Source organism: Microbacterium sp. RURRCA19A, assembly GCF_900156455.1.
Lineage (GTDB): Bacteria > Actinomycetota > Actinomycetes > Actinomycetales > Microbacteriaceae > Microbacterium.
Genome location: NZ_FTNQ01000001.1, coordinates 724185 through 743569 on the forward strand (window position 1 = coordinate 724185; position 19385 = coordinate 743569).

Consider the following 19385-nt stretch of genomic DNA (forward strand, 5'->3'; position numbering starts at 1 on the left):
CGCGCATAATGGGATGGTGACGACACCAGCGACGTATTCCCAGGCCGTGCGCGCCGTGAAGCGACCCGATCCGGTCGCGGTCGGCACCATCGTGTGGCTGGGCAGCGAGGTCATGTTCTTCGCGGGCCTCTTCGCGATCTACTTCACTCTCCGCAGCACCTCGGCGCCCCTCTGGGCCGAAGAGACCCAGCTGCTGAACGTCCCCTTCGCCGCCGTCAACACGTTCATCCTCGTGATGTCGTCGGTGACGTGCCAGATGGGCGTCTTCGCCGCCGAGCGCTACCAGCCCTACACGGTGAAGTCGAACAGCTTCTGGAAGCGTTGGGGAATGGTGGAGTGGTTCTACCTCACCTTCTTCCTCGGCGCGATCTTCGTGTCGGGCCAGGTGTGGGAGTACGCGACCCTCGTGACCGAGGGCATGCCCATCAGCGCCAACCCGTACGCGTCGGCCTTCTACCTGACCACCGGCTTCCACGCCCTGCACGTGACGGGTGGCCTCATCGCCTTCCTCCTCGTCATCGGCCGCGCCTACGCCGTCAAGAACTTCGGTCGCAAAGAGATGACCACCTCGATCGTCGTGTCGTACTACTGGCACTTCGTCGACGTCGTCTGGATCGCGCTGTTCTTCGTCATCTACTTCCTGAAGTAAGAGAGCTGTACCTCACATGGCACGAGAGAAGAAGCCGCGTCGCTCGAACGGACGCCGCAGCCCCCTGGCCGCCGCCGCACTGATCGGTATCGGTCTGCTGCTCACGGGCGGCATCTACGCCGGAGCGTCGGCCGCCATGGCCGCCACCGACACCCCCACGAGCGCATCGAACTCGGCCAGCACGGTGGAAGAGGGCAAGAAGCTCTTCCAGGCCAACTGCGCCACCTGTCACGGGCTCGACCTGCAGGGCAGCCAGCAGGGCCCGTCGCTCTTCGGCGTCGGTGAGCTGGCGGTCCACTTCCAGGTGTCGACCGGCCGCATGCCGCTGCAGGCGCAGGGCCCGCAGGCTCCGGTCAAGCCGGTGCAGTTCACCGAGGAGCAGGTCAACGCGATCGCCGCCTACGTGCAGTCCTCGGCCCCCGGCCCCACCTACCCGTCCGCCGAGATCGTCGACGGCCAGGGCGACGTTTCGCACGGAGCGGAGCTGTTCCGCATCAACTGCGCCATGTGCCACAACGTGGCCGGCGCCGGCGGTGCGCTCACCGAGGGCAAGTGGGCCCCCGACCTGCACACGGTCACTCCGGTGAACATGTACGCGGCGATGGTCACGGGACCGCAGAACATGCCGGTCTTCAACGACCTCAACCTCACCCCCGAAGACAAGCGCGACGTCATCTCGTACCTGATGTTCCTTCAGAAGTCCGAGTCCCCCGGCGGCTTCGCGCTCGGATCGCTCGGTCCGGTCTCGGAGGGTCTGTTCATCTGGATCTTCGGCATCGGAGCGCTCATCGCGCTCACCGTGTGGATCACGGCGAAGTCCAACTGATCGTCGTCATCGACATTACGTAACGTACGAGGAGCACCATGGCACACGAGGAAGACGCACTCGAGCACGAGAGGGCTTCATGGAAGCCCGGCTCCGGGCTCGCCGTCGCGGTTCCCGACCCCGTGCAGAACCCCGGCCTCCCGGGGCACCGCCAGCGCATGACCGATCAGGACCCGCAGGCGATGAAGCGTGCGGTCCGCACGGTCTACACGCTGTTCTACTTCTCCGTCGCGGCGAGCATCTGGGCGAGCATCGCCTACATGATCTTCCCGATCGAGTCGGGCGCGCTGATCGACATCCGCTACAACAACCTCTTCATCGGTCTGGGCATCGCGTTCGCGCTGCTCGCGATCGGCATCGGTGCCATCCACTGGTCCAAGGCCGTCATGGCCGACAAGGAGCACATCGAAGACCGTCACGCGACGCGGGGCCGCGACACCACCCGCGAGGGTGCGGTCAACGTCTTCGTCGAGGCCGACAAGGACTCCGGTTTCGGACGTCGCGAGATCATCCGCAACTCGATGTTCGCGGCGCTCCTCGCCTCGGTCATCCCCGGCATCACGCTGTTCCGCGGCCTGGCTCCGCAGGACGCCGACCCGGTCAAGCTGCTCAGCCACACCATGTGGAAGGGCGGCATGCGCCTCGCGCACGACCCGTCGGGGCGCCCGATCCGCGCCGCGGATGTCACGCTCGGCTCGGCGTTCCACGTCATCCCGGAAGAGCTCGCCGGTCTCGGCCACGACGAGGGCTACCTCGAAGAGAAGGCCAAGGCCATCGTCCTGCTGATGCGTCTGCAGCCCGAGGCGCTGAACCCCGACACCAACCGCATGGACTGGACGTACGACGGCATCGTCGCCTACTCCAAGGTCTGCACGCACGTCGGCTGCCCCGTCGCCCTGTACGAGCAGCAGACCCACCACCTCCTGTGCCCCTGCCACCAGTCGCAGTTCGACGTCGCCAACGGAGCGGCCGTCATCTTCGGCCCGGCCGCCCGTCCCCTGCCGCAGCTCCCCATCACGGTCGACGCCGAGGGCTACCTCGTCGCGCAGAGTGACTTCGAAGAGCCCGTCGGCCCCAGCTTCTGGGAGCGCTCATGAGCACCGCCACCCATCCCGCGGAGAACATCACCACCGAACCCGCGGTGTACTCCGGCCCGCCCAAGGCCGACCGCGACAAGCCCCTCGGCGGTCGCTTCGTCGGCGCAGCCGCGAACTACCTCGACGAGCGCACGAGCATCTCGGGCATCGTCAAGGAGCTCGGTCGCAAGATCTTCCCCGACCACTGGTCCTTCATGCTGGGCGAGATCGCCCTGTGGAGCTTCGTCGTCGTGCTGCTGTCGGGGACGTTCCTGACGTTCTTCTTCCAGGCCTCGATGGTCGAGACGCACTACAACGGCGCCTACGAGCCCATGCGCGGCATCGCGATGTCGGCGGCGATGGAGTCCGCGCTCCACATCTCCTTCGACCTCCGCGGCGGTCTGCTCGTCCGCCAGATCCACCACTGGGCTGCTCTGGTGTTCGTCGCCGGTATCGGCGTGCACATGCTTCGCGTGTTCTTCACCGGAGCCTTCCGCAAGCCGCGTGAGCTCAACTGGGTCGTCGGCTTCATCCTGTTCATCCTGGCGATGGCAGAGGGCTTCACCGGTTACTCGCTCCCCGACGACCTCCTCTCGGGCAACGGCCTCCGCATCATCGACGGCATGATCAAGGGCCTTCCCCTGATCGGCACGTGGACCTCGTTCCTCCTCTTCGGCGGCGAGTTCCCGGGCACCGCGATCGTCGGGCGCCTGTACACCCTGCACATCCTGTTGCTGCCCGCCATCCTGGTCGCGCTCCTCGCGGTGCACCTGATGCTCATGATCATCAACAAGCACACGCAGTTCGCCGGCCCTGCCCGGACGAACAGCAACGTCGTGGGCTATCCGATGCTCCCCGTGTACGCGTCCAAGATGGGCGGATTCTTCTTCATCACGTTCGGTGTGATCGTGTTGATCGCAGCCCTGGTGACGATCAACCCGATCTGGAACTACGGCCCCTACGACCCGTCCCCGGTGTCGGCCGGTACCCAGCCCGACTGGTACATCGGCTTCGCCGACGGCATGCTGCGCCTGATCCCGCCGCACCTCGAGTTCGTGCTCTGGGGCCACACGTGGTCGTGGAACATCATCATCCCGGTCGGCGTGCTCGGTCTCTTCATCGTCCTCGTCCTGATCTACCCCTTCATCGAGGCGTGGATCACGGGCGACAAGCGCGAGCACCACATCGCCCAGCGTCCGCGCAACGCCGCGACCCGCACCGCCATCGGTGCCGCCGGCGTCACGTTCTACGCGGTCATGTGGGCTGCGGCCTCGTCCGACATCATGGCGACGCACTTCCATCTCACGATGGAGGGTGTCATCCACGCTCTCCAGGCGCTGCTCATCGTCGGGCCGATCATCGCCTACTTCGTCACGAAGCGCATCTGCATCGCGCTGCAGAAGAAGGATCGGGAGATCGCGCTCCACGGCTACGAGTCGGGCCGTATCGTCCGCCTCCCCGGAGGCGAGTACATCGAGGTGCACCAGCCGGTCGATGAGTACGAGCGCTGGAAGCTGGTCGACAACGAGACCTACGAGCCCCTCGTCGTGCGTCCCAACGCCAAGGGTCAGATCTCGGGCCTGCAGAACTTCCGCGCAGCCGTCTCGCGCTGGTTCTTCGAGGACCGGCTCACCCCGCTCACCCAGGCGGAACTCGACGCCGCGGTGGCCCACCAGCACCACGAGCTCGATCACATCGCCACCGAGGAGGCCGACGAGATCGCCGGCGCCGACGCTCGGGCCGATGCCGAGGGTCGCCCTCACAACGCGGTCGGTGAGCGCGTCGAGGTCGAGTTCCCCGCTCCGAAGGGCCTGGGCCCGCAGGACGCCTCGGACAACGACAAGAGCTGAGAGAACCCTTCTCCGCGAAACCCCGGCGCTTCGGCGCCGGGGTTTCGTCGTTCCCCGGCGCAGACCCCCGCCCGGCGGCATGGCAGGAAGCGATCGGCGTCTGGCACCCCGCCCCCTCTCCCCCGGCCCGAAGGTGCGTTTAGCGTGAGGCCATGACCGACGCGCACACCTATTTCTCGCACCGACTCTCGTTCGAGACGGATCCCTCCGACGTGTACGCCGCGCAGAAGGCGGGCGACGCGTTCGTGCTCGTCGACGTCCGCGGCGAGGACGCGTGGGCTCAGGGACGCATCACGGGCGCGATCCACATGCCCTACCGTCAGATCTCCGAACGTGCGCCCGCCGAGCTCGGCCGCGACACCCCGGTCGTCGTCTACTGCTGGAGTCCGGGCTGCAACGCCGGACAGAAGGGCGCGCGGGAGTTCGCGCTCCTCGGCTACTCGGTTCGCGAGATGATCGGCGGATACGAGTACTGGGTCCGCGAAGGTCAGCCGTTCGAGAACGACGAAGGACCGCTCGAGCGCGTCTTCGACCCCACCGTCATGGTCGTCCGTCGCTGAGCAGCGCCGGCGTCACGCGATCTCGACCTCTTCCGTGAACCAGCGCGCGGCCGAACCGAAGAACACGGGGTCGCCCGGCGGGAGTTCGTCGTCCACGATGTCGCACACCACAACGGTCACGTTGTCGCGCGTGCCGGCCTCGAGCGCGAGCGCCACCGCGGACGCGGCAGCGGAACGCGGGTCGGGCGCAGCGGCGATGAGACGTGCGACGTCCGCCTCGGGCACATAGTCCGTGAGGCCGTCGCTGCACAGCATCCACCGGTCGCCCACGCGCGGCGCGTGCGACGCGACCGAGACCACATCGCCCTCGGAACCCCCGAGAGAGGCGGTGATGATGTTTCGCCGCGGATGAGAGGCGGCCGCTTCCGGTGAGATGATGCCGTGGTCGACGAGCGCCTGCACATAGGAATCGTCACGCGTTTGACGCGTGAACTCCTCGTCACGCAGCAGGTAGGCGCGAGAGTCGCCCGTATGAGCGAGCAGCAGCTCCGACTCGACCCCGAGGAACACGCCGGTGAAGGTCGTGGCCATGCCCTGCAGGGCGGGGTCGCGTTCCACGTGGGCACGGATGTCCCAGTTCGCCTCGCGAATGCGGACGAGCAGCCCTTCGGCATCCAGGCCTGTCCCCCGCGTCGCCACGAGGCGATGCACCAACGATGCCGAAGCGAGATCGCCCGAAGGGCCGCCTCCCACGCCATCGGCCACCGCCGCCCCCCAGGATGCCGCGAATGCGGCATCCTGATTGGTGGGACGGTGGGCGCCGGCGTCGGAGACGGCCGCGGTGTTCAACCGAAGGGGCACGAGATCAGCGCGCGAAGTACCCGCGGTAGTACTCGTAGACCCAGCCGACGATGGCGATCGCGAAGATGGCGAAGGCCACGGGCACGAGCCAGCTGCCGACCGCCAGTCCGATGACAGCGATCGCAGCCGAGCCGGCGAGGACGATGGGCCACCACGACCACGGGCTGAACTCGCCCATCTCGGGGTCACCGTCGTCGATGTCGGCCGTCAGCGAGTCCTCGGGGAGCTCACCGCGCTGTGCCGAGACGACGCGACCGATGTAGAACGCGATCATGGCGCTCATCAAGCCCATGAAGATCAGCGCAACCGTTCCCACCCACTCCACGGAGCCGTGGCTAATGACGTTCCACACCGCGTAGACGATGCCGATGAAGAACGCGAAGCCCGTGAGCAGCCACCAGAGTCCGACATTGGTACGCATGGATTACTTGACCTCTCCGGCTGCGGTGTCGACGACGGGCGCGTCGGGCGCGTCCTTCGCAGGACCCACGCCGACCGGGATCCCGGCCTCGGGGTGGTTCAGGTCGAACGCGGGACGCTCGCTGCGGATACGCGGGATCGACGTGAAGTTGTGACGCGGCGGCGGGCAGGACGTGGCCCACTCGAGCGAGGCACCGTAGCCCCACGGGTCGTCGACCGTCACGCGCGGCGCCTTGCGCGCCGTGATCCAGACGTTCAGCAGGAACGGGATCATCGAAGCGCCCAGGATCATCGAGCCGATGGTGGAGAGCTGGTTGCCCCAGGTGAACCCGTCGGCCGCGGCGTAGTCGGCGTAGCGACGGACCATGCCATCCACACCCAACCAGTGCTGGATCAGGAACGTCATGTGGAAGCCGATGAACAGCATCCAGAAGTGCACCATGCCGAGACGCTCGTTGAGCATCTTGCCCGTCCACTTCGGCCACCAGAAGTAGAAGCCGGCGAACATCGCGAACACGACCGTGCCGAACACGACGTAGTGGAAGTGCGCGACGACGAAGTACGAGTCGGAGAGGTGGAAGTCCAGCGGGGGCGACGCCAGGATGACGCCAGTGAGTCCACCGAAGACGAACGAGACCAGGAAGCCGAGTGCGAAGACCATCGGGGTCTCGAAGGTCACCGATCCCCGCCAAAGAGTTCCGATCCAGTTGAAGATCTTCACGCCGGTGGGCACCGCGATGAGCATCGTCATGAGCGCGAAGAACGGAAGCAGCACACCGCCGGTGACGTACATGTGGTGCGCCCACACGGCGACCGACAGGGCCGCGATCGCGATCGTCGCGTAGACGAGCGTCTTGTACCCGAAGATCGGCTTGCGGCTGAACACCGGGAAGATCTCCGACACGATGCCGAAGAACGGCAGGGCGATGATGTACACCTCGGGGTGACCGAAGAACCAGAACAGGTGCTGCCACAGCAGCACGCCACCGTTCTCGGGGTTGTAGATCTGGGCGCCGAGCACGCGGTCGGCGGCGGCGGCGAAGATGGCCGCGGCCAGGACCGGGAACGCGAGCAGGATCAGGATGCTCGTGATGAGCGTGTTCCAGGAGAAGATCGGCATCCGCCACATCGTCATACCAGGCGCACGCATCGTGAGGACCGTCGTGATGAAGTTGACGGCACCGAGGATCGTGCCGAAACCGCTGATGCCGAGGCCCAGCATCCAGAGGTTTCCTCCGACGCCCGGGGAGAAGCTCGCATTCGCCAGTGGCTGATACGCGAACCAACCGAACCCGGCGGCGCCCTGCGGGGTGAGGAAGCCCGACACCGCGATCGTGGAGCCGAAGAGGAACAGCCAGAACGCGAACGCGTTCAGACGCGGGAACGCCACGTCGGGGGCGCCGATCTGCAGCGGGAGCAGCGCGTTGGCGAATCCGGCGAACAGCGGCGTCGCGAACATCAGCAGCATGATCGTGCCGTGCATCGTGAAGAGCTGGTTGTACTGCTCTTTGGTCGGGATGATCTGCATCCCGGGCTCGAAGAGCTCCGCACGGATGATGAGGGCCATCACGCCGCCGAGCATGAAGAAGAGCACCGACGCGATCAGGTACATGTACCCGATGGTCTTGTGGTCGGTGGAGGTGATCCACTTGACGACCAGGTTGCCCTTCTGCTCGACGCGGGTGCTACTCAGCAGAGCGGCCTGGCGGGGCGGGAGCGTCGTGGGACGCGAAGGACCCGTGCCCTGGAGCGGAAGCGTCGTGGCCATGATCACTTGTTCCCTTCGGCACCGGCCGTGTTGAGGTTCTGCAGGCGGGACAGATCGCTGATGTCGCCCACGTCACCGGCCGCACGCAGCGAGTCGAGGTACGACTCGTATTCTGCTTCGCTCACGACCTTGACGTTGAAGAGCATGGCGGAGTGGTACTCACCGCAGAGCTCGGCGCACTTGCCTTCGTACGTGCCCTCGCGCGTCGGAGTGAACGACCACTCGTTCTCACGACCGAGGTACATGTCCTTCTTGTAGAGGAAGTCGATGATCCAGAACGAGTGGATCACATCGCGCGAACGCAGGTCGATCTTGACCGTCTTGTTCACCGGGAGGTAGAGCGTCGGCACGTCCTGGAGGTCGTATCCGTCGCCGGTCGCCTTGGCCTGGACACCCATCGAGTACACGGCGTCGGAATTGTCTTCCTTCGTGCCGTTGTACTGGAAGTCCCACGCCCACTGCTTGCCGTAGGCGGTGATGGAGACGTCCGGGTTGTCGTACTGGGTCTCGAGGGTGTTCTGGTCACGCGCGGTGAAGGCGAAGAACCCGATCACGAGGATCAGCGGCACGACCGTGTAGAAGATCTCGACGGGCATGTTGTATCGCAGCTGCACCGGCAGGCCCGACTGGCCCTTGCGACGGCGGTAGGCGATGACGGCCCACAGCATGAGACCCCACGTGATGACGCCGACCGCGAGCAGGACGATCCACGAGTTCACCCACAGGCCGGCGACCATGTCGGTGTGGTTCGTCGCGGGCGTTCCGTCATCGACGAAGCCGGGGAGGAATCCGTGCAGCTGCGCAGTGGAGCAGCCCGACAGGAGTGCGACGGAAGCGATCCCGACGGGGACGGCTGCCCAACGAAGGCGACGTTTGGAGGGCACAGTGCACCTTTCCGGGTCGTGGATGTTGCTCTCGACAGTCTAGAGCAACCTCTTACGGTTCTCTGGCCAATCGTCCAGCACCGAAGCATCGAAAACCCCCGGTTTTCGCGGTGTGATCCGCGATTCCCGGGGGTCGTCGAATTCGGCGCCGGAGCGTCGTGGCGCGGCTCAGTGGAAGCTGTCGCCGCACGCGCAGGAGCCCTGCGCGTTGGGGTTGTCGATCGTGAAGCCCTGCTCCGAGATCGTGTCCTTGAAGTCGATGCTCGCACCGTCGAGGTACGGGACGCTCATGTCGTCGACGATGACCTCGACGCCGTCGAAGTCGGCGACCTTGTCGCCGTCGAGATAGCGCTCATCGAAGTAGAGCTGGTAGATCAGGCCCGAGCATCCGCCCGGCTGCACGGCGACCCGCAGGCGCAGATCGTCGCGTCCTTCCTGCGACAGCAGGCTCTTCACCTTGTCGGCGGCGGCGTCGGTCAGGGCGACTCCGTGCTCGCGGGTGACGGCGTCGGACGACAGTGTCGTGTCGGTCATGGCGTGGCCCTTCGGGTCGTTCGGTCGCGGGGACGAGTCGATTCTACGCCCGCCTCGTCCCCGGAGAGCCGATCAGACGGTGCGGCGGTCGAGTCGCTCCAGCAGCAACGCCTCCGAGACGAGGGCGTTGCGGAACGTCTCCAGGTGCAACGACTCGTTGGGGCTGTGTGCCCGCGCGTGCGGGTCCTCCACCCCGGTCACCAGGATCTGAGCGCCGGGGAACTCGCGGACGAGGTCGGCGATGAAGGGGATCGATCCTCCCACCCCGACATCGACCGACTCCACGCCGTAGCCCTCGGCGAACGCCGCGCGGGCGTCCTCCACGGCCCAGCCGCTGGTGTCGACCAGGAACGCGTCGCCGCAGTCGACGTCGGTGAACTCCAGTTGCGCGCCGAAGGGGGCGTGGGCGCGCAGGTGCGCTTCGATGGCGGCGAACGCCTCCTCGGCGGGCTGCCCCGGCGCGACGCGGGCGCTGATGACCACGCGCGTCTCGGGGGCGAGGGTGTTCGACGCAGACTCCACGGGGGTGGCATCCCATCCGGTGATGGTCACGGACGGCTTGTTCCACAAGCGGCTGAGGATGCTGTCGCGCCCGATCGGCGACACGCCGTCGAGCAAGCCGGACTCGGCGCGGAGCGTCGCCTCGTCGTATTCGGGCGTCTCGGCCTCGCGGACCGCGAGCCCCTCGACCGCCACGGCGCCGTCGTCGTCCCACAGGGTCGCGAGGAGCTTGACGGTGGCGAGCATGGCATCCGGGACCGCGCCGCCCATCATCCCCGAGTGGGACGCGTGGGCGAGCGTGCGCACCGTGAGCGTGAAACGGGCGTTGCCGCGCAGCGAGACGGTCACGGCGGGCGTGCGCTCGTCCCAGTTGCCGGAGTCGGCGACCACGATGACGTCGGAGCGCAGGACGTCGGCGTGGTCTACGAGGAAACGAGCGAAGGAGCGGGAGCCGTACTCCTCCTCCCCCTCGATGAACACGGCGATGCCGAGGTCGAGGTCGTCGCCGAGCGTCTCGGCGAGGGCGCGGATCGCCCCCACGTGCACCATGATGCCGGCCTTGTCGTCGGCGGCTCCTCGCCCGTAGAGGCGACCGTCGCGGACCGTGGGCTCGAACGGCGGCGAGTCCCAGAGCGCCTCGTCTCCGGGGGGCTGAACGTCGTGGTGGGCGTAGAGGAGGACCGTGGGGCGGCCGTTGCGGGCCGGACGGGATGCCAGGACCGCGGGCTGTCCGAGTTCGTCGCTGTCCGCGATCGCGGCGCGTGCCACCTCGACCCGCTCGAACACGCCGGTGCCGCGCAGCAGCTCGGCGACCGCGTCGGCGCTGCGGGCCACCCCCGACTGGTCGAACGCGGGCCAGGCGATGGAAGGGATGCGCACGAGCGCACCGAGGTCGGCGAGGGCTGCGGGGATGCCGTCGGACGCGGTGGCGCGTACGGCATCCTGCCGGGACAGGTCAGGGGTCATGCGGGTAATCTTAAATCTCCGATCCAGTGAGCTCTCGAGGTTATCCGTGGCCAAGTCCCCTGCCCCCGTCCCCAACGACACCCCCGTCGCGGGGGATGCCACCGCCATGGGCAAGGGGCGTGCGACGCCGTCTCGGGCCGAGCAGGAGGCCGCGCGCAAGCGCCCCCTCGTGGCCGACACCAAGGAGGCGAAGGCCCGCGCCCGCGCCGACCTGGCCGCGCAGCGCGAGAAGGCCCGCGTCGGCATGGCGGCCGGCGACGAGCGCTACCTCCCCGTGCGCGACAAGGGACCGCAGCGCCGTTTCGCACGCGACTTCGTCGACGCCGGATGGCACCTGGGCGAGGGCGTGATGCCCTTCATGATCCTCGTCATCGTGCTGACGCTCGTGCCGAACGGCTTCTTCCAGTACTGGTCGTTCGTGGCGCTGTGGATCTTCATCCTCTTCGTCATCGGCGACATGATCATCACCTCTATCCGCGTCAAGCGCGCCGCCAAGGCGAAGTTCGGCGAGGACCGACTCGAGAAGGGTCTCGGCTGGTACTCCGCGATGCGCACGGTGCAGATGCGCTTCATGCGTCTCCCGAAGGCGCAGGTCAAGCGCGGCCAGTACCCGGCCTGACGCAGGTTCTGCGACGGCGGCGCGGTCCTTCGGGGCCCGCCGCCGTCGTCGTCTGCGGGCGGGAGCCGCGCCGCCGTCCCCCGGTCGGCGTGCGAATGCCGTGCGCGCCGGGCGGGCGACGTCGTGTCAGTGGCGGCCGGCGAGTCCGCGATTGATCTGGCGTGCCCACAGCGGCCCGCGATAGAGGAACGCGGTGTACCCCTGGACGAGCGTCGCCCCGTGCGCGAGTCGCTCGCGGACGTCCGCGGCGGTCTCCACTCCCCCGGCCGAGATCACCACGAAGTCCGCCGGGACCGCGGCCCGCACGAGGTCGAGCACCTCGATCGCGCGCTGCTTCAGGGGCGCACCCGACAGCCCGCCGAGACCGGCCGCCTCGACGGTCTCCGACGACGTCCGCAGCCCGTCGCGGGCGATGGTCGTGTTGGTGGCGATGATGCCCGAGAGTCCCAGGTCCACGGCGAGGCGGGCGATGTCGCCGACCTCGTCGTCCGCGAGGTCGGGGGCGATCTTCACGAGCAGCGGCGTCGTCCCGGCCGCGTCGAGCACCGCCGCGAGCAGCGGCCGCAGCGTCTCGACGGCCTGCAATCCGCGCAGGCCGGGAGTGTTGGGCGAGGAGACGTTCACCACGAGGTAGTCGGCGAGCGGGGCGAGCAGGCGGGCGCTGCGGACGTAGTCGGTCGTGGCATCCTCGACCGCCACCGCCCGGCTCTTGCCGATGTTGACCCCGATGACGGGACGCCGACGCGACCGGCGCAGGGACCGCAGACGTCGAGCCGCGACCTCGGCACCCTCGTTGTTGAATCCCATGCGGTTGATCACCGCACGGTCGGCCACCAGGCGGAACAGGCGCGGCTTCGGGTTTCCCGGCTGGGGCAGGGCCGTGACCGTCCCCACCTCGACGTGGCCGAACCCCAGGGCCCGGAGGCCGCGGACCATCGTGACGTTCTTGTCGAACCCGGCCGCCACACCGAAAGGCGATTCGAACGTGAGCCCGAGGGCGCGCACGCTCTGCGACGGGTCGGGCGCCGTACCGGCACGCACGACGGATGCCACCGGGCCCACGCCCGCGGCACGGATGACGAGAGCGCCCAGGTGGTGCGCGAACTCGGGATCGAGGCGGCTGAGGACCGAGCGGAAGAGAAGGGGATACATCCCCGCCAGGCTACTGGACGTCGTCGTGCGCGGCGGGCGCGGACACCGCCCGTGCGGCATGGTCGGCGCGCAGCTGCGCGATCGCGGCGTCGAAGTCGTCGAGCGATTCGAAGGCCTGGTAGACGCTCGCGAACCGAAGGTAGGCCACCTCGTCGAGTTCGCGCAGCGGCCCGAGGATCGACAGGCCGATCTCGTTCGCCTCGATCTGCGAGGACCCGGTCTGGCGGATCGCCTCCTCGACCTGTTGCGCGAGCATGGCGAGGTCGGCATCCGTCACCGGTCGCCCCTGGCAGGCCTTGCGCACGCCCGACATGACCTTCTCGCGACTGAACGGCTCGACGACCCCGGAGCGCTTGATCACATTCAAGCTCGCGGTCTCGACGGTCGAGAAACGGCCGCCGCACTTCGGACACTGCCGGCGCCGACGGATGCTGAGCCCGTCGTCGCTCGTCCGCGAGTCGATGACGCGGGAGTCCGGGTTACGGCAGAACGGGCAGTGCATGGGAAACCTCGATCAGTCCGCGAATCGTGCCGTGACGGCCTCGCCGTGCGCGGGGAGCGCCTCGGCCTCGGCCAGGGTGACGATCGACTCGTGCACCGCCTCCAGGGCGCCCCGGTCGTACTCGACGACCTGCTGGGGCCGGAGGAACGTCGCAGCGGACAGACCGGCGCTGTAGCGGGCCTGTCCCCCCGTGGGCAGCACGTGGTTGCTGCCGGCGAGGTAGTCGCCCAGGCTGACGGGAGTGTAGGGACCCACGAACACGGCGCCGGCGTTGACGTACTCGTCGGGGCGCGCATCGGCCAGGTGCAGTTCGAGGTGCTCGGGGGCGTAGGCGTTGCTGAACGCCGTGGCCTGCGCGATGTCGTCGACGAGCACGATCGCCGACTGCGGCCCGCCGAAGGCCGCGCGCACACGCTCGGCGTGGCGGGTGGCGGCGACACGGGGCTCGAGCGCCGCCCGAACGGCGTCGGCGAGACCGGGGGCATCGGTGACGAGCACGGCCGAAGCCTGCTCGTCGTGCTCGGCCTGGCTCACGAGGTCTGCGGCGACGAGTGCCGGATCGGCCGACCCGTCGGCGACGATGAGGATCTCGGTCGCACCGGCCTCGGAATCGGTGCCCACGCGTCCAGCGACCGCACGCTTGGCCGAAGCGACGAAGTTGTTGCCGGGCCCCGTCACCACGTCGACCGGGTCCAGTCCCAGTGACGGGACTCCCCAGGCGAACGCACCGATCGCCCCGGCCCCGCCCATCGCGTACACCTCGGTGACCCCGAGCAGCTTCGCGGCAGCGAGGATCACGGGGTGGACGCGACCGCCGAACTCCGCCTGCGGCGGCGACGCGAGCGCGACCTCGCGGACCCCGGCCACCTGGGCGGGGACGACGTTCATGACGACACTGGACGGGTAGACGGCCTTGCCGCCCGGGACGTAGAGACCGACACGGCGGACCGGCTGCCAGCGCTGCGTCACCCGCGCACCGGGACCGAGCTCGGTCACCGACGGCGCGGGGATCTGCGCGGCGGACGCGGCGCGCACGCGACGGATCGCCTCGTCGAGTGCGGCACGGATGCCGGGATCGAGATTCTCGAGAGCCTCGTCGAGGTGGGCGGCCGGTACGGCGATGGCGTGGTCGCTGACGCGGTCGAAGGTCGCGGCCTGCTCGCGGAGGGCGTCCTCGCCGCGTCGGGCGACGTCGTCGACGATGCGCGCCGCCGTGGCCAACGCTTCGTCACGGGCCGCGTCGGCCCGGGGAACCACGGCGAGGAACTCGGCCGGAGAGAGCGCGCGACCGCGCAGGTCGATGGTGCGGAGCATGCCTCCAGGCTACCGGTCGCAGACGAGCCGCCCGCGGTGGGGCGGGCGGCTCGCAGGCGGTGCTCAGCCGCGCGTGACGCCCGCGATGTCGTGCAGGTATCCGATGCGCCCGTCGTCGTGCCGGATGACGAAGGTCTCGCCGCGATCCTCGATCACGAGCGCCCACGCCGTCGGACCCACGCGGAAGATCGGAGTGCCGTAGTCGTCGACGACGTCGCGCTCTTCCGGTGCCAACGCCCAGAACGCCTGGGGCTGCGGGTGCCGCGGTGCGGGCGCGTGCTCGCGCGCGTGCTCGGCGGATGCCGCGGTGGCGTCGGCCCCGATCACGTCGGTGTCGTGGGCGTCGCCGTGGATGGGGAACACCGAGGTCGCCGGCTCCGCGTCGGACGCGTGCGGGAGGTCGGTCGACCCCGTGTAGCTGCCGGGCACGGGGCCGTGACCGATCGCCGCGCCGTGGTCGGCCGATGCGTCGCGGCCGTCCGCCTCGACCGGGGACGTCGACGGAGTGCGCACCGGACGCGGACGGGCGGGACGCTTCGACACGGCCCGGACCGAACGGGCGTTGCGGTGCGCGGGCGCGTCCGGACGTCCCTGGAAGTCCTGCTCGAACGGCGGGATGATCGGCGCGAAGACGGTGAGGACCACGCCCGCCAGCGCGAACACGGCACCGACCCAGACGACCCAGGTGCGCGTCCAGAGACCGGTCTCGGCCACCACCGACACGGCATCCCAGACCCAGGCGACCCACACGAGCGCCGCGACCGAGAAGGCCACCGAGGCGAACTGATCGATGCCCAGCGACCCGACACGTCGGATGCCCTGCGGAGACAGGCGGCGAAGCACCAGCAGGCCCACCGCGATCGTCGGGAGCGCGACGGTGGGGATCCACCACACACCGGACAACCAGACGTTGTCGCCGCCGCCGAGCACGCGGACGTTGGCGGGCAGGTTGTTCGTCGGGAAGAAGGAGACCAGGAAGATCACGGCCCAGATCCCGAGCAGCGCGATCTCGCGGATCGAGAACGGGCCCACACCGTACTGCGGGGCGGCGTCGGTCGACGCCGTCGTTCCGTGCGGGGCATGCGCGGCGTCGGCGTCGGCGTCGGGCAGCTCGGTGTGCGTCGAGCGGCGGGCGTTCACGTGCGCGCGAGCGCCGATCTGCTGCCCGGCGGCCGCGTCGTCGTCCGTGTCACGGTCGAAGTCGCCGGTCTCGGCGTCGGAGCGCGCGGTCCACGGGGCGGAGGCGTCGGGGGTGCCCGTGGGAGTCGAGCCGTCCGTCCCCGAACCGGAGTCGTCCGCTGCCGCGCCCGCGTCGTGCGCGGACAGGTCGTCGTAGCGATCGGTCACGATGGTCCTTTCGTTCGGATGCCTCGGCACCCGTCGTCACTGTGAGACTGGCCGCGCCGCGCGGGGGAAGACCCCGGGTTGACAACACGACCGGGGCCTCAGCCCAGGCAGTTCGGGCCGAGCAGCCCCTTGAGCTCTCCGAAGAGATCGGCGGTCACCCGCACCGGCATCGGCACCTCGAAGACCTTGGCGGTCCCACCTTTGTGAAGCTTGAGAGTCACCTCCGTGTCACCGGCGTGCCGCCGCAGCATCTGCGCGAGCTCGCCCACGAGGGTTTCGTTCGCCCGCTGCTCGGGCACCACGAGAGTCAACCCGCTGAGCGCGTCCAGGCCCTCGAGGTCGGGGGCGAACGCGGACTGCGCGTGCAGGTTCAGACCGTCGTCGCGCCGAGACACCCGACCGCGCACGACGAGGATCGAATCGGCCTGGAGCACCGGGGCGAACTCGGCGTACGTCTTGCCCATGAACATCACGGTGACCTCGCCGTTGAAGTCCTCGACCGTGACCATGCCGTACGGGTTCCCGCTCTGCTTCGCGACGCGGTGCTGGACGCTGGTGAGCAGCCCGGCCACGGTGACCTGGTCGCCGTCCTGCACGTCATCGGAGGCGAGCAGATCGTGGATCGACGTCGACGCGTGCTTGGCCAGAGGCACCTCGAGCCCGGCCAGCGGATGATCGGAGACGTAGAGGCCGAGCATCTCCCGTTCGAAGGCCAGCTTGTCCTTCTTCGTCCACTCCGGGCGCTCCGGCACCTTCACGACCTGCTGCGGTTCGTCCCACAGGGAGTCGAAGTCGAAGCCCACCTCGCCGTTCGCTTCGCGGCGCTTGTCGAGCACCGCCCCCTCGCAGGCGTCCTCGTGGATCTCGACGAGCGCGCGGCGCGTGGACCCGAGCGAGTCGAACGCCCCCGCCTTGATGAGGGATTCCACCGTGCGCTTGTTCGCCACGTGCAGCGGCACCTTCGACAGGAAGTCGTGGAAAGAGGTGTACTTGGCATCCTGCCGCGCCGCGACGATGCCGTCGACGACGTTCGTGCCGACGTTGCGGACGGCGCCCAGACCGAAGCGGATGTCTTCACCGACGGCCGCGAAGTACCGGATGGACTCGTTCACGTCGGGCGGAAGCACCTTGATACCCATACGGCGGCATTCGTTGAGGTACACCGCCATCTTGTCCTTGGAGTCGCCGACGCTGGTCAGCAGCGCGGCCATGTACTCGGCGGGATAGTGAGCCTTGAGGTAGGCCGTCCAGTACGACACCAGACCGTAGGCGGCGGTGTGCGCCTTGTTGAAGGCGTAGTCGGCGAAGGACTCCAGCACCTTCCAGAGGGTCTGCTGCGCGACCTCGCCGTAGCCGCGCTCGGTCATGCCGCCGAAGAAGATCTCTTTCTGCTTGTCGAGCTCGCTCTTCTTCTTCTTGCCCATCGCGCGACGCAGGAGGTCGGCCTGACCGAGGGTGTAGCCGGCGACGCGCTGCGCCACCGCCATGACCTGCTCCTGATAGACGATGAGGCCGTAGGTGGTGTCGAGGATGTCGGCCAGCGGCTCTTCGAGCTCGGGGTGGATCGGCTCGATCTCCTGCTGCTTGTTCTTGCGCAGGGCGTAGTTGATGTGCGAGTTCACGCCCATCGGGCCCGGGCGGTAGAGCGCCAGGACCGCCGAGATGTCCTCGAAGTTGTCGGGGCGCATGAGGCGCAGGAGCGAGCGCATCGGCCCGCCGTCGAGCTGGAACACGCCCAGGGTGTCACCGCGAGCGAGGAGTTCGTAGGATGCCGCGTCGTCGAGGTCGAGGTCTTCGAGGACGAGCGGGTGCCCGCGGTTGGCCTCGATGTTGTCGAGGGCGTCGTTGATGATCGTGAGGTTGCGCAACCCCAGGAAGTCCATCTTGATGAGCCCGAGGGATTCGCACGCGGGGTAATCGAACTGCGTGACGATCTGGCCGTCCTGCTCGCGGCGCATGATCGGGATGATGTCGATGAGCGGCTCGCTCGACATGATCACACCGGCCGCGTGCACGCCCCACTGGCGCTTCAGGTTCTCGAGCCCGAGCGCGGTGTCGAACACCGTCTTGGCCTCGGGATCGGTCTCGATGAGCGTGCGGAACTCGCTCGCCTCTTTGTAGCGGGGGTGCTCGGGGTTGAACATGCCGTCCAGCGGCATGTCCTTGCCCATCACGGCCGGCGGCATGGCCTTGGTCAGCTTGTCGCCCATGCTGAACGGGAAACCGAGCACGCGACCGGCGTCCTTCAGCGCCTGCTTCGCCTTGATCGTGCCGTAGGTCACGATCTGCGCGACGCGCTCGTCGCCGTACTTCTCGGTGACGTACTGGATGACCTCGCCGCGACGACGGTCGTCGAAGTCGACGTCGAAGTCGGGCATGGAGACGCGGTCGGGGTTGAGGAATCGCTCGAAGATGAGGCCGTGCTGCAGCGGGTCGAGATCGGTGATCTTCATCGCGTACGCGACCATCGAGCCGGCGCCGGAACCACGGCCGGGCCCGACGCGGATGCCGTTGTTCTTGGCCCAGTTGATGAAGTCGGCGACGACGAGGAAGTAGCCGGGGAACCCCATCTGCAGGATGACGTCGGTCTCGTACTCGGCCTGCTTGCGGACGTCGTCGGGGATGCCTCCCGGATAGCGATCGTGGAGGCCCTTCTCGACCTCTTTGATCATCCAGCTGCCCTCGGTCTCGCCCTCGGGCACCGGGAAGCGCGGCATGTAGTTGGCGGACGTGTCGAACTCGACCTCGCACCGCTCGGCGATGAGGAGGGTGTTGTCGCAGGCCTCGGGGTTGTCGCGGAAGACCTGACGCATCTCGGCGGCGGACTTGACGTAGTACCCGTCGCCGTCGAACTTGAAGCGCTTGGGATCGTCGAGCGTCGAGCCCGACTGCACGCACAGCAGCGCCGCATGGCTCGTCGCGTCGTGCTGGTGCGTGTAGTGCAGGTCGTTCGTGCCGACCAGCGGGATGTCGAGCTCTTTCGCGATCTTCAGCAGATCGCCCATGATGCGCCGCTCGATCGACAGGCCGTGGTCCATGATCTCGGCGAAGTAGTTCTCTTTGCCGAAGATGTCCTGGAACTCCGCCGCGGCGGCCTTGGCCGCCTCGTACTGCCCGAGGCGCAGACGCGTCTGGACCTCGCCGGACGGACACCCGGTCGTGGCGATGAGGCCCTTGCTGTAGGTCTGCAGCAGATCGCGATCCATGCGGGGCTTGAAGTAGTAGCCCTCCATGCTCGCCTTGGACGACAGGCGGAACAGGTTGTGCATGCCCTGCGTGGTCTCGGACAGCAGGGTCATGTGCGTGTACGCGCCCGAACCGGACACGTCGTCGCTCTGCTGTTCGGGCGTGCCCCACCGCACGCGCGTCTTGTCGGAGCGGTGCGTTCCGGGGGTGACGTAGGCCTCGATGCCGATGATCGGCTTGATGCCGGCATCCTTCGCCGTCTTGTAGAACTCGTAGGCCGCGAACGTGTTGCCGTGGTCGGTCACGGCTATCGCCGGCATGCCGAGTTTGACGGCTTCCTGCACCATGGGGCCGATGCGCGCCGCGCCGTCGAGCATGGAGTACTCGCTGTGCACGTGAAGGTGAACGAAGGAGTCTGCTGCCACCCGTC

General features: G+C 68.1%; 17 protein-coding genes. 6 read left to right on the top strand and 11 right to left on the bottom strand.

Annotated features, from left to right (window positions below):
- Positions 1 to 13: 13 nt before the first annotated feature.
- From BW982_RS03540 to BW982_RS03560, 5 genes are all read left to right on the top strand, one after another.
- Positions 14 to 649 carry an aa3-type cytochrome oxidase subunit III gene (locus BW982_RS03540; RefSeq protein ID WP_076490677.1) on the top strand — a complete coding sequence of 212 codons (636 nt, stop codon included), beginning with the start codon at positions 14 to 16 and terminating at the stop codon, positions 647 to 649.
- A gap of 16 nt (positions 650 to 665) precedes the next feature.
- The gene (locus BW982_RS03545; protein ID WP_076490678.1) at positions 666 to 1475 is read left to right on the top strand and encodes a cytochrome bc1 complex diheme cytochrome c subunit; all 810 of its coding nucleotides are present in this window, start codon (positions 666 to 668) and stop codon (positions 1473 to 1475) included.
- 38 nt (positions 1476 to 1513) lie between these two features.
- Positions 1514 to 2572 carry a cytochrome bc1 complex Rieske iron-sulfur subunit gene (locus BW982_RS03550; protein ID WP_076490679.1) on the top strand — a complete coding sequence of 353 codons (1059 nt, stop codon included), beginning with the start codon at positions 1514 to 1516 and terminating at the stop codon, positions 2570 to 2572.
- Entirely contained in the window at positions 2569 to 4401 is a 1833-nt protein-coding gene (locus BW982_RS03555) for a cytochrome bc1 complex cytochrome b subunit (protein WP_076490680.1), read from the top strand. The genes BW982_RS03550 and BW982_RS03555 overlap by 4 nt, the downstream gene beginning before the upstream one ends.
- 152 nt (positions 4402 to 4553) lie before the next feature.
- A complete protein-coding gene (locus BW982_RS03560) occupies positions 4554 to 4961 on the top strand; it encodes a rhodanese-like domain-containing protein (RefSeq protein ID WP_076490681.1) in 408 nt (135 codons plus the stop codon).
- 12 nt (positions 4962 to 4973) lie between these two features.
- On the opposite strand, the gene BW982_RS03565 is transcribed toward BW982_RS03560, so the two are convergent.
- From BW982_RS03565 to BW982_RS03590, 6 genes are all read right to left on the bottom strand, one after another.
- Entirely contained in the window at positions 4974 to 5762 is a 789-nt protein-coding gene (locus BW982_RS03565; RefSeq protein WP_076490682.1) for a PP2C family protein-serine/threonine phosphatase, read from the bottom strand.
- A 4-nt stretch (positions 5763 to 5766) separates the two neighbouring features.
- Positions 5767 to 6183, bottom strand: coding sequence for a cytochrome c oxidase subunit 4 (locus BW982_RS03570; RefSeq protein ID WP_076490683.1), 417 nt, complete (start codon positions 6181 to 6183; stop codon positions 5767 to 5769).
- A 3-nt stretch (positions 6184 to 6186) separates the two neighbouring features.
- The gene (ctaD, locus tag BW982_RS03575; RefSeq protein ID WP_076490684.1) at positions 6187 to 7950 is read right to left on the bottom strand and encodes an aa3-type cytochrome oxidase subunit I; all 1764 of its coding nucleotides are present in this window, start codon (positions 7948 to 7950) and stop codon (positions 6187 to 6189) included.
- 2 nt (positions 7951 to 7952) lie between these two features.
- Positions 7953 to 8834, bottom strand: a complete 882-nt coding sequence (gene coxB / locus BW982_RS03580) for an aa3-type cytochrome oxidase subunit II (protein WP_083696495.1) — start codon at positions 8832 to 8834, stop codon at positions 7953 to 7955.
- Between the two features lie 168 nt (positions 8835 to 9002).
- Positions 9003 to 9368 carry an iron-sulfur cluster insertion protein ErpA gene (erpA, locus tag BW982_RS03585; RefSeq protein WP_076490686.1) on the bottom strand — a complete coding sequence of 122 codons (366 nt, stop codon included), beginning with the start codon at positions 9366 to 9368 and terminating at the stop codon, positions 9003 to 9005.
- Positions 9369 to 9440: 72 nt separating this feature from the next.
- Positions 9441 to 10835, bottom strand: coding sequence for a dipeptidase (locus BW982_RS03590; RefSeq protein WP_076490687.1), 1395 nt, complete (start codon positions 10833 to 10835; stop codon positions 9441 to 9443).
- A gap of 46 nt (positions 10836 to 10881) precedes the next feature.
- Here BW982_RS03590 and BW982_RS03595 point away from each other — a divergent pair, with 46 nt between their 5' ends.
- On the top strand, positions 10882 to 11454 hold the full coding sequence (locus BW982_RS03595; protein ID WP_076490688.1) for a DUF3043 domain-containing protein: 573 nt from the start codon (positions 10882 to 10884) through the stop codon (positions 11452 to 11454).
- A 126-nt stretch (positions 11455 to 11580) separates the two neighbouring features.
- Here BW982_RS03595 and BW982_RS03600 read toward each other — a convergent pair whose 3' ends face one another.
- The 5 genes from BW982_RS03600 to dnaE all read right to left on the bottom strand — a co-directional run bounded on the left by BW982_RS03600 (position 11581) and on the right by dnaE (position 19380).
- Positions 11581 to 12606, bottom strand: coding sequence for a quinone-dependent dihydroorotate dehydrogenase (locus tag BW982_RS03600; protein WP_076490689.1), 1026 nt, complete (start codon positions 12604 to 12606; stop codon positions 11581 to 11583).
- A gap of 10 nt (positions 12607 to 12616) precedes the next feature.
- The gene (gene nrdR, locus BW982_RS03605) at positions 12617 to 13108 is read right to left on the bottom strand and encodes a transcriptional regulator NrdR (RefSeq protein WP_076490690.1); all 492 of its coding nucleotides are present in this window, start codon (positions 13106 to 13108) and stop codon (positions 12617 to 12619) included.
- 12 nt (positions 13109 to 13120) lie between these two features.
- Entirely contained in the window at positions 13121 to 14422 is a 1302-nt protein-coding gene (gene hisD, locus BW982_RS03610; RefSeq protein WP_076490691.1) for a histidinol dehydrogenase, read from the bottom strand.
- 63 nt (positions 14423 to 14485) lie between these two features.
- A complete protein-coding gene (locus BW982_RS18470; protein WP_076490692.1) occupies positions 14486 to 15769 on the bottom strand; it encodes a hypothetical protein in 1284 nt (427 codons plus the stop codon).
- 98 nt (positions 15770 to 15867) lie between these two features.
- The gene (gene dnaE / locus BW982_RS03620) at positions 15868 to 19380 is read right to left on the bottom strand and encodes a DNA polymerase III subunit alpha (RefSeq protein ID WP_076490693.1); all 3513 of its coding nucleotides are present in this window, start codon (positions 19378 to 19380) and stop codon (positions 15868 to 15870) included.
- Positions 19381 to 19385 lie beyond the last annotated feature (5 nt).

Coding starts and splice junctions, on each gene's coding strand:
- nrdR (WP_076490690.1), bottom strand. CDS start 13,108: ATGCACTGCCCGTTCTGCCGTAACCCGGACTCCCGCGTCATCGACTCG.
- BW982_RS03560 (WP_076490681.1), top strand. CDS start 4,554: ATGACCGACGCGCACACCTATTTCTCGCACCGACTCTCGTTCGAGACG.
- erpA (WP_076490686.1), bottom strand. CDS start 9,368: ATGACCGACACGACACTGTCGTCCGACGCCGTCACCCGCGAGCACGGA.
- BW982_RS03555 (WP_076490680.1), top strand. CDS start 2,569: ATGAGCACCGCCACCCATCCCGCGGAGAACATCACCACCGAACCCGCG.
- BW982_RS03550 (WP_076490679.1), top strand. CDS start 1,514: ATGGCACACGAGGAAGACGCACTCGAGCACGAGAGGGCTTCATGGAAG.
- BW982_RS03600 (WP_076490689.1), bottom strand. CDS start 12,606: ATGTATCCCCTTCTCTTCCGCTCGGTCCTCAGCCGCCTCGATCCCGAG.
- BW982_RS03590 (WP_076490687.1), bottom strand. CDS start 10,835: ATGACCCCTGACCTGTCCCGGCAGGATGCCGTACGCGCCACCGCGTCC.
- ctaD (WP_076490684.1), bottom strand. CDS start 7,950: ATGGCCACGACGCTTCCGCTCCAGGGCACGGGTCCTTCGCGTCCCACG.
- hisD (WP_076490691.1), bottom strand. CDS start 14,422: ATGCTCCGCACCATCGACCTGCGCGGTCGCGCGCTCTCTCCGGCCGAG.
- BW982_RS03570 (WP_076490683.1), bottom strand. CDS start 6,183: ATGCGTACCAATGTCGGACTCTGGTGGCTGCTCACGGGCTTCGCGTTC.
- BW982_RS03540 (WP_076490677.1), top strand. CDS start 14: ATGGTGACGACACCAGCGACGTATTCCCAGGCCGTGCGCGCCGTGAAG.
- BW982_RS03545 (WP_076490678.1), top strand. CDS start 666: ATGGCACGAGAGAAGAAGCCGCGTCGCTCGAACGGACGCCGCAGCCCC.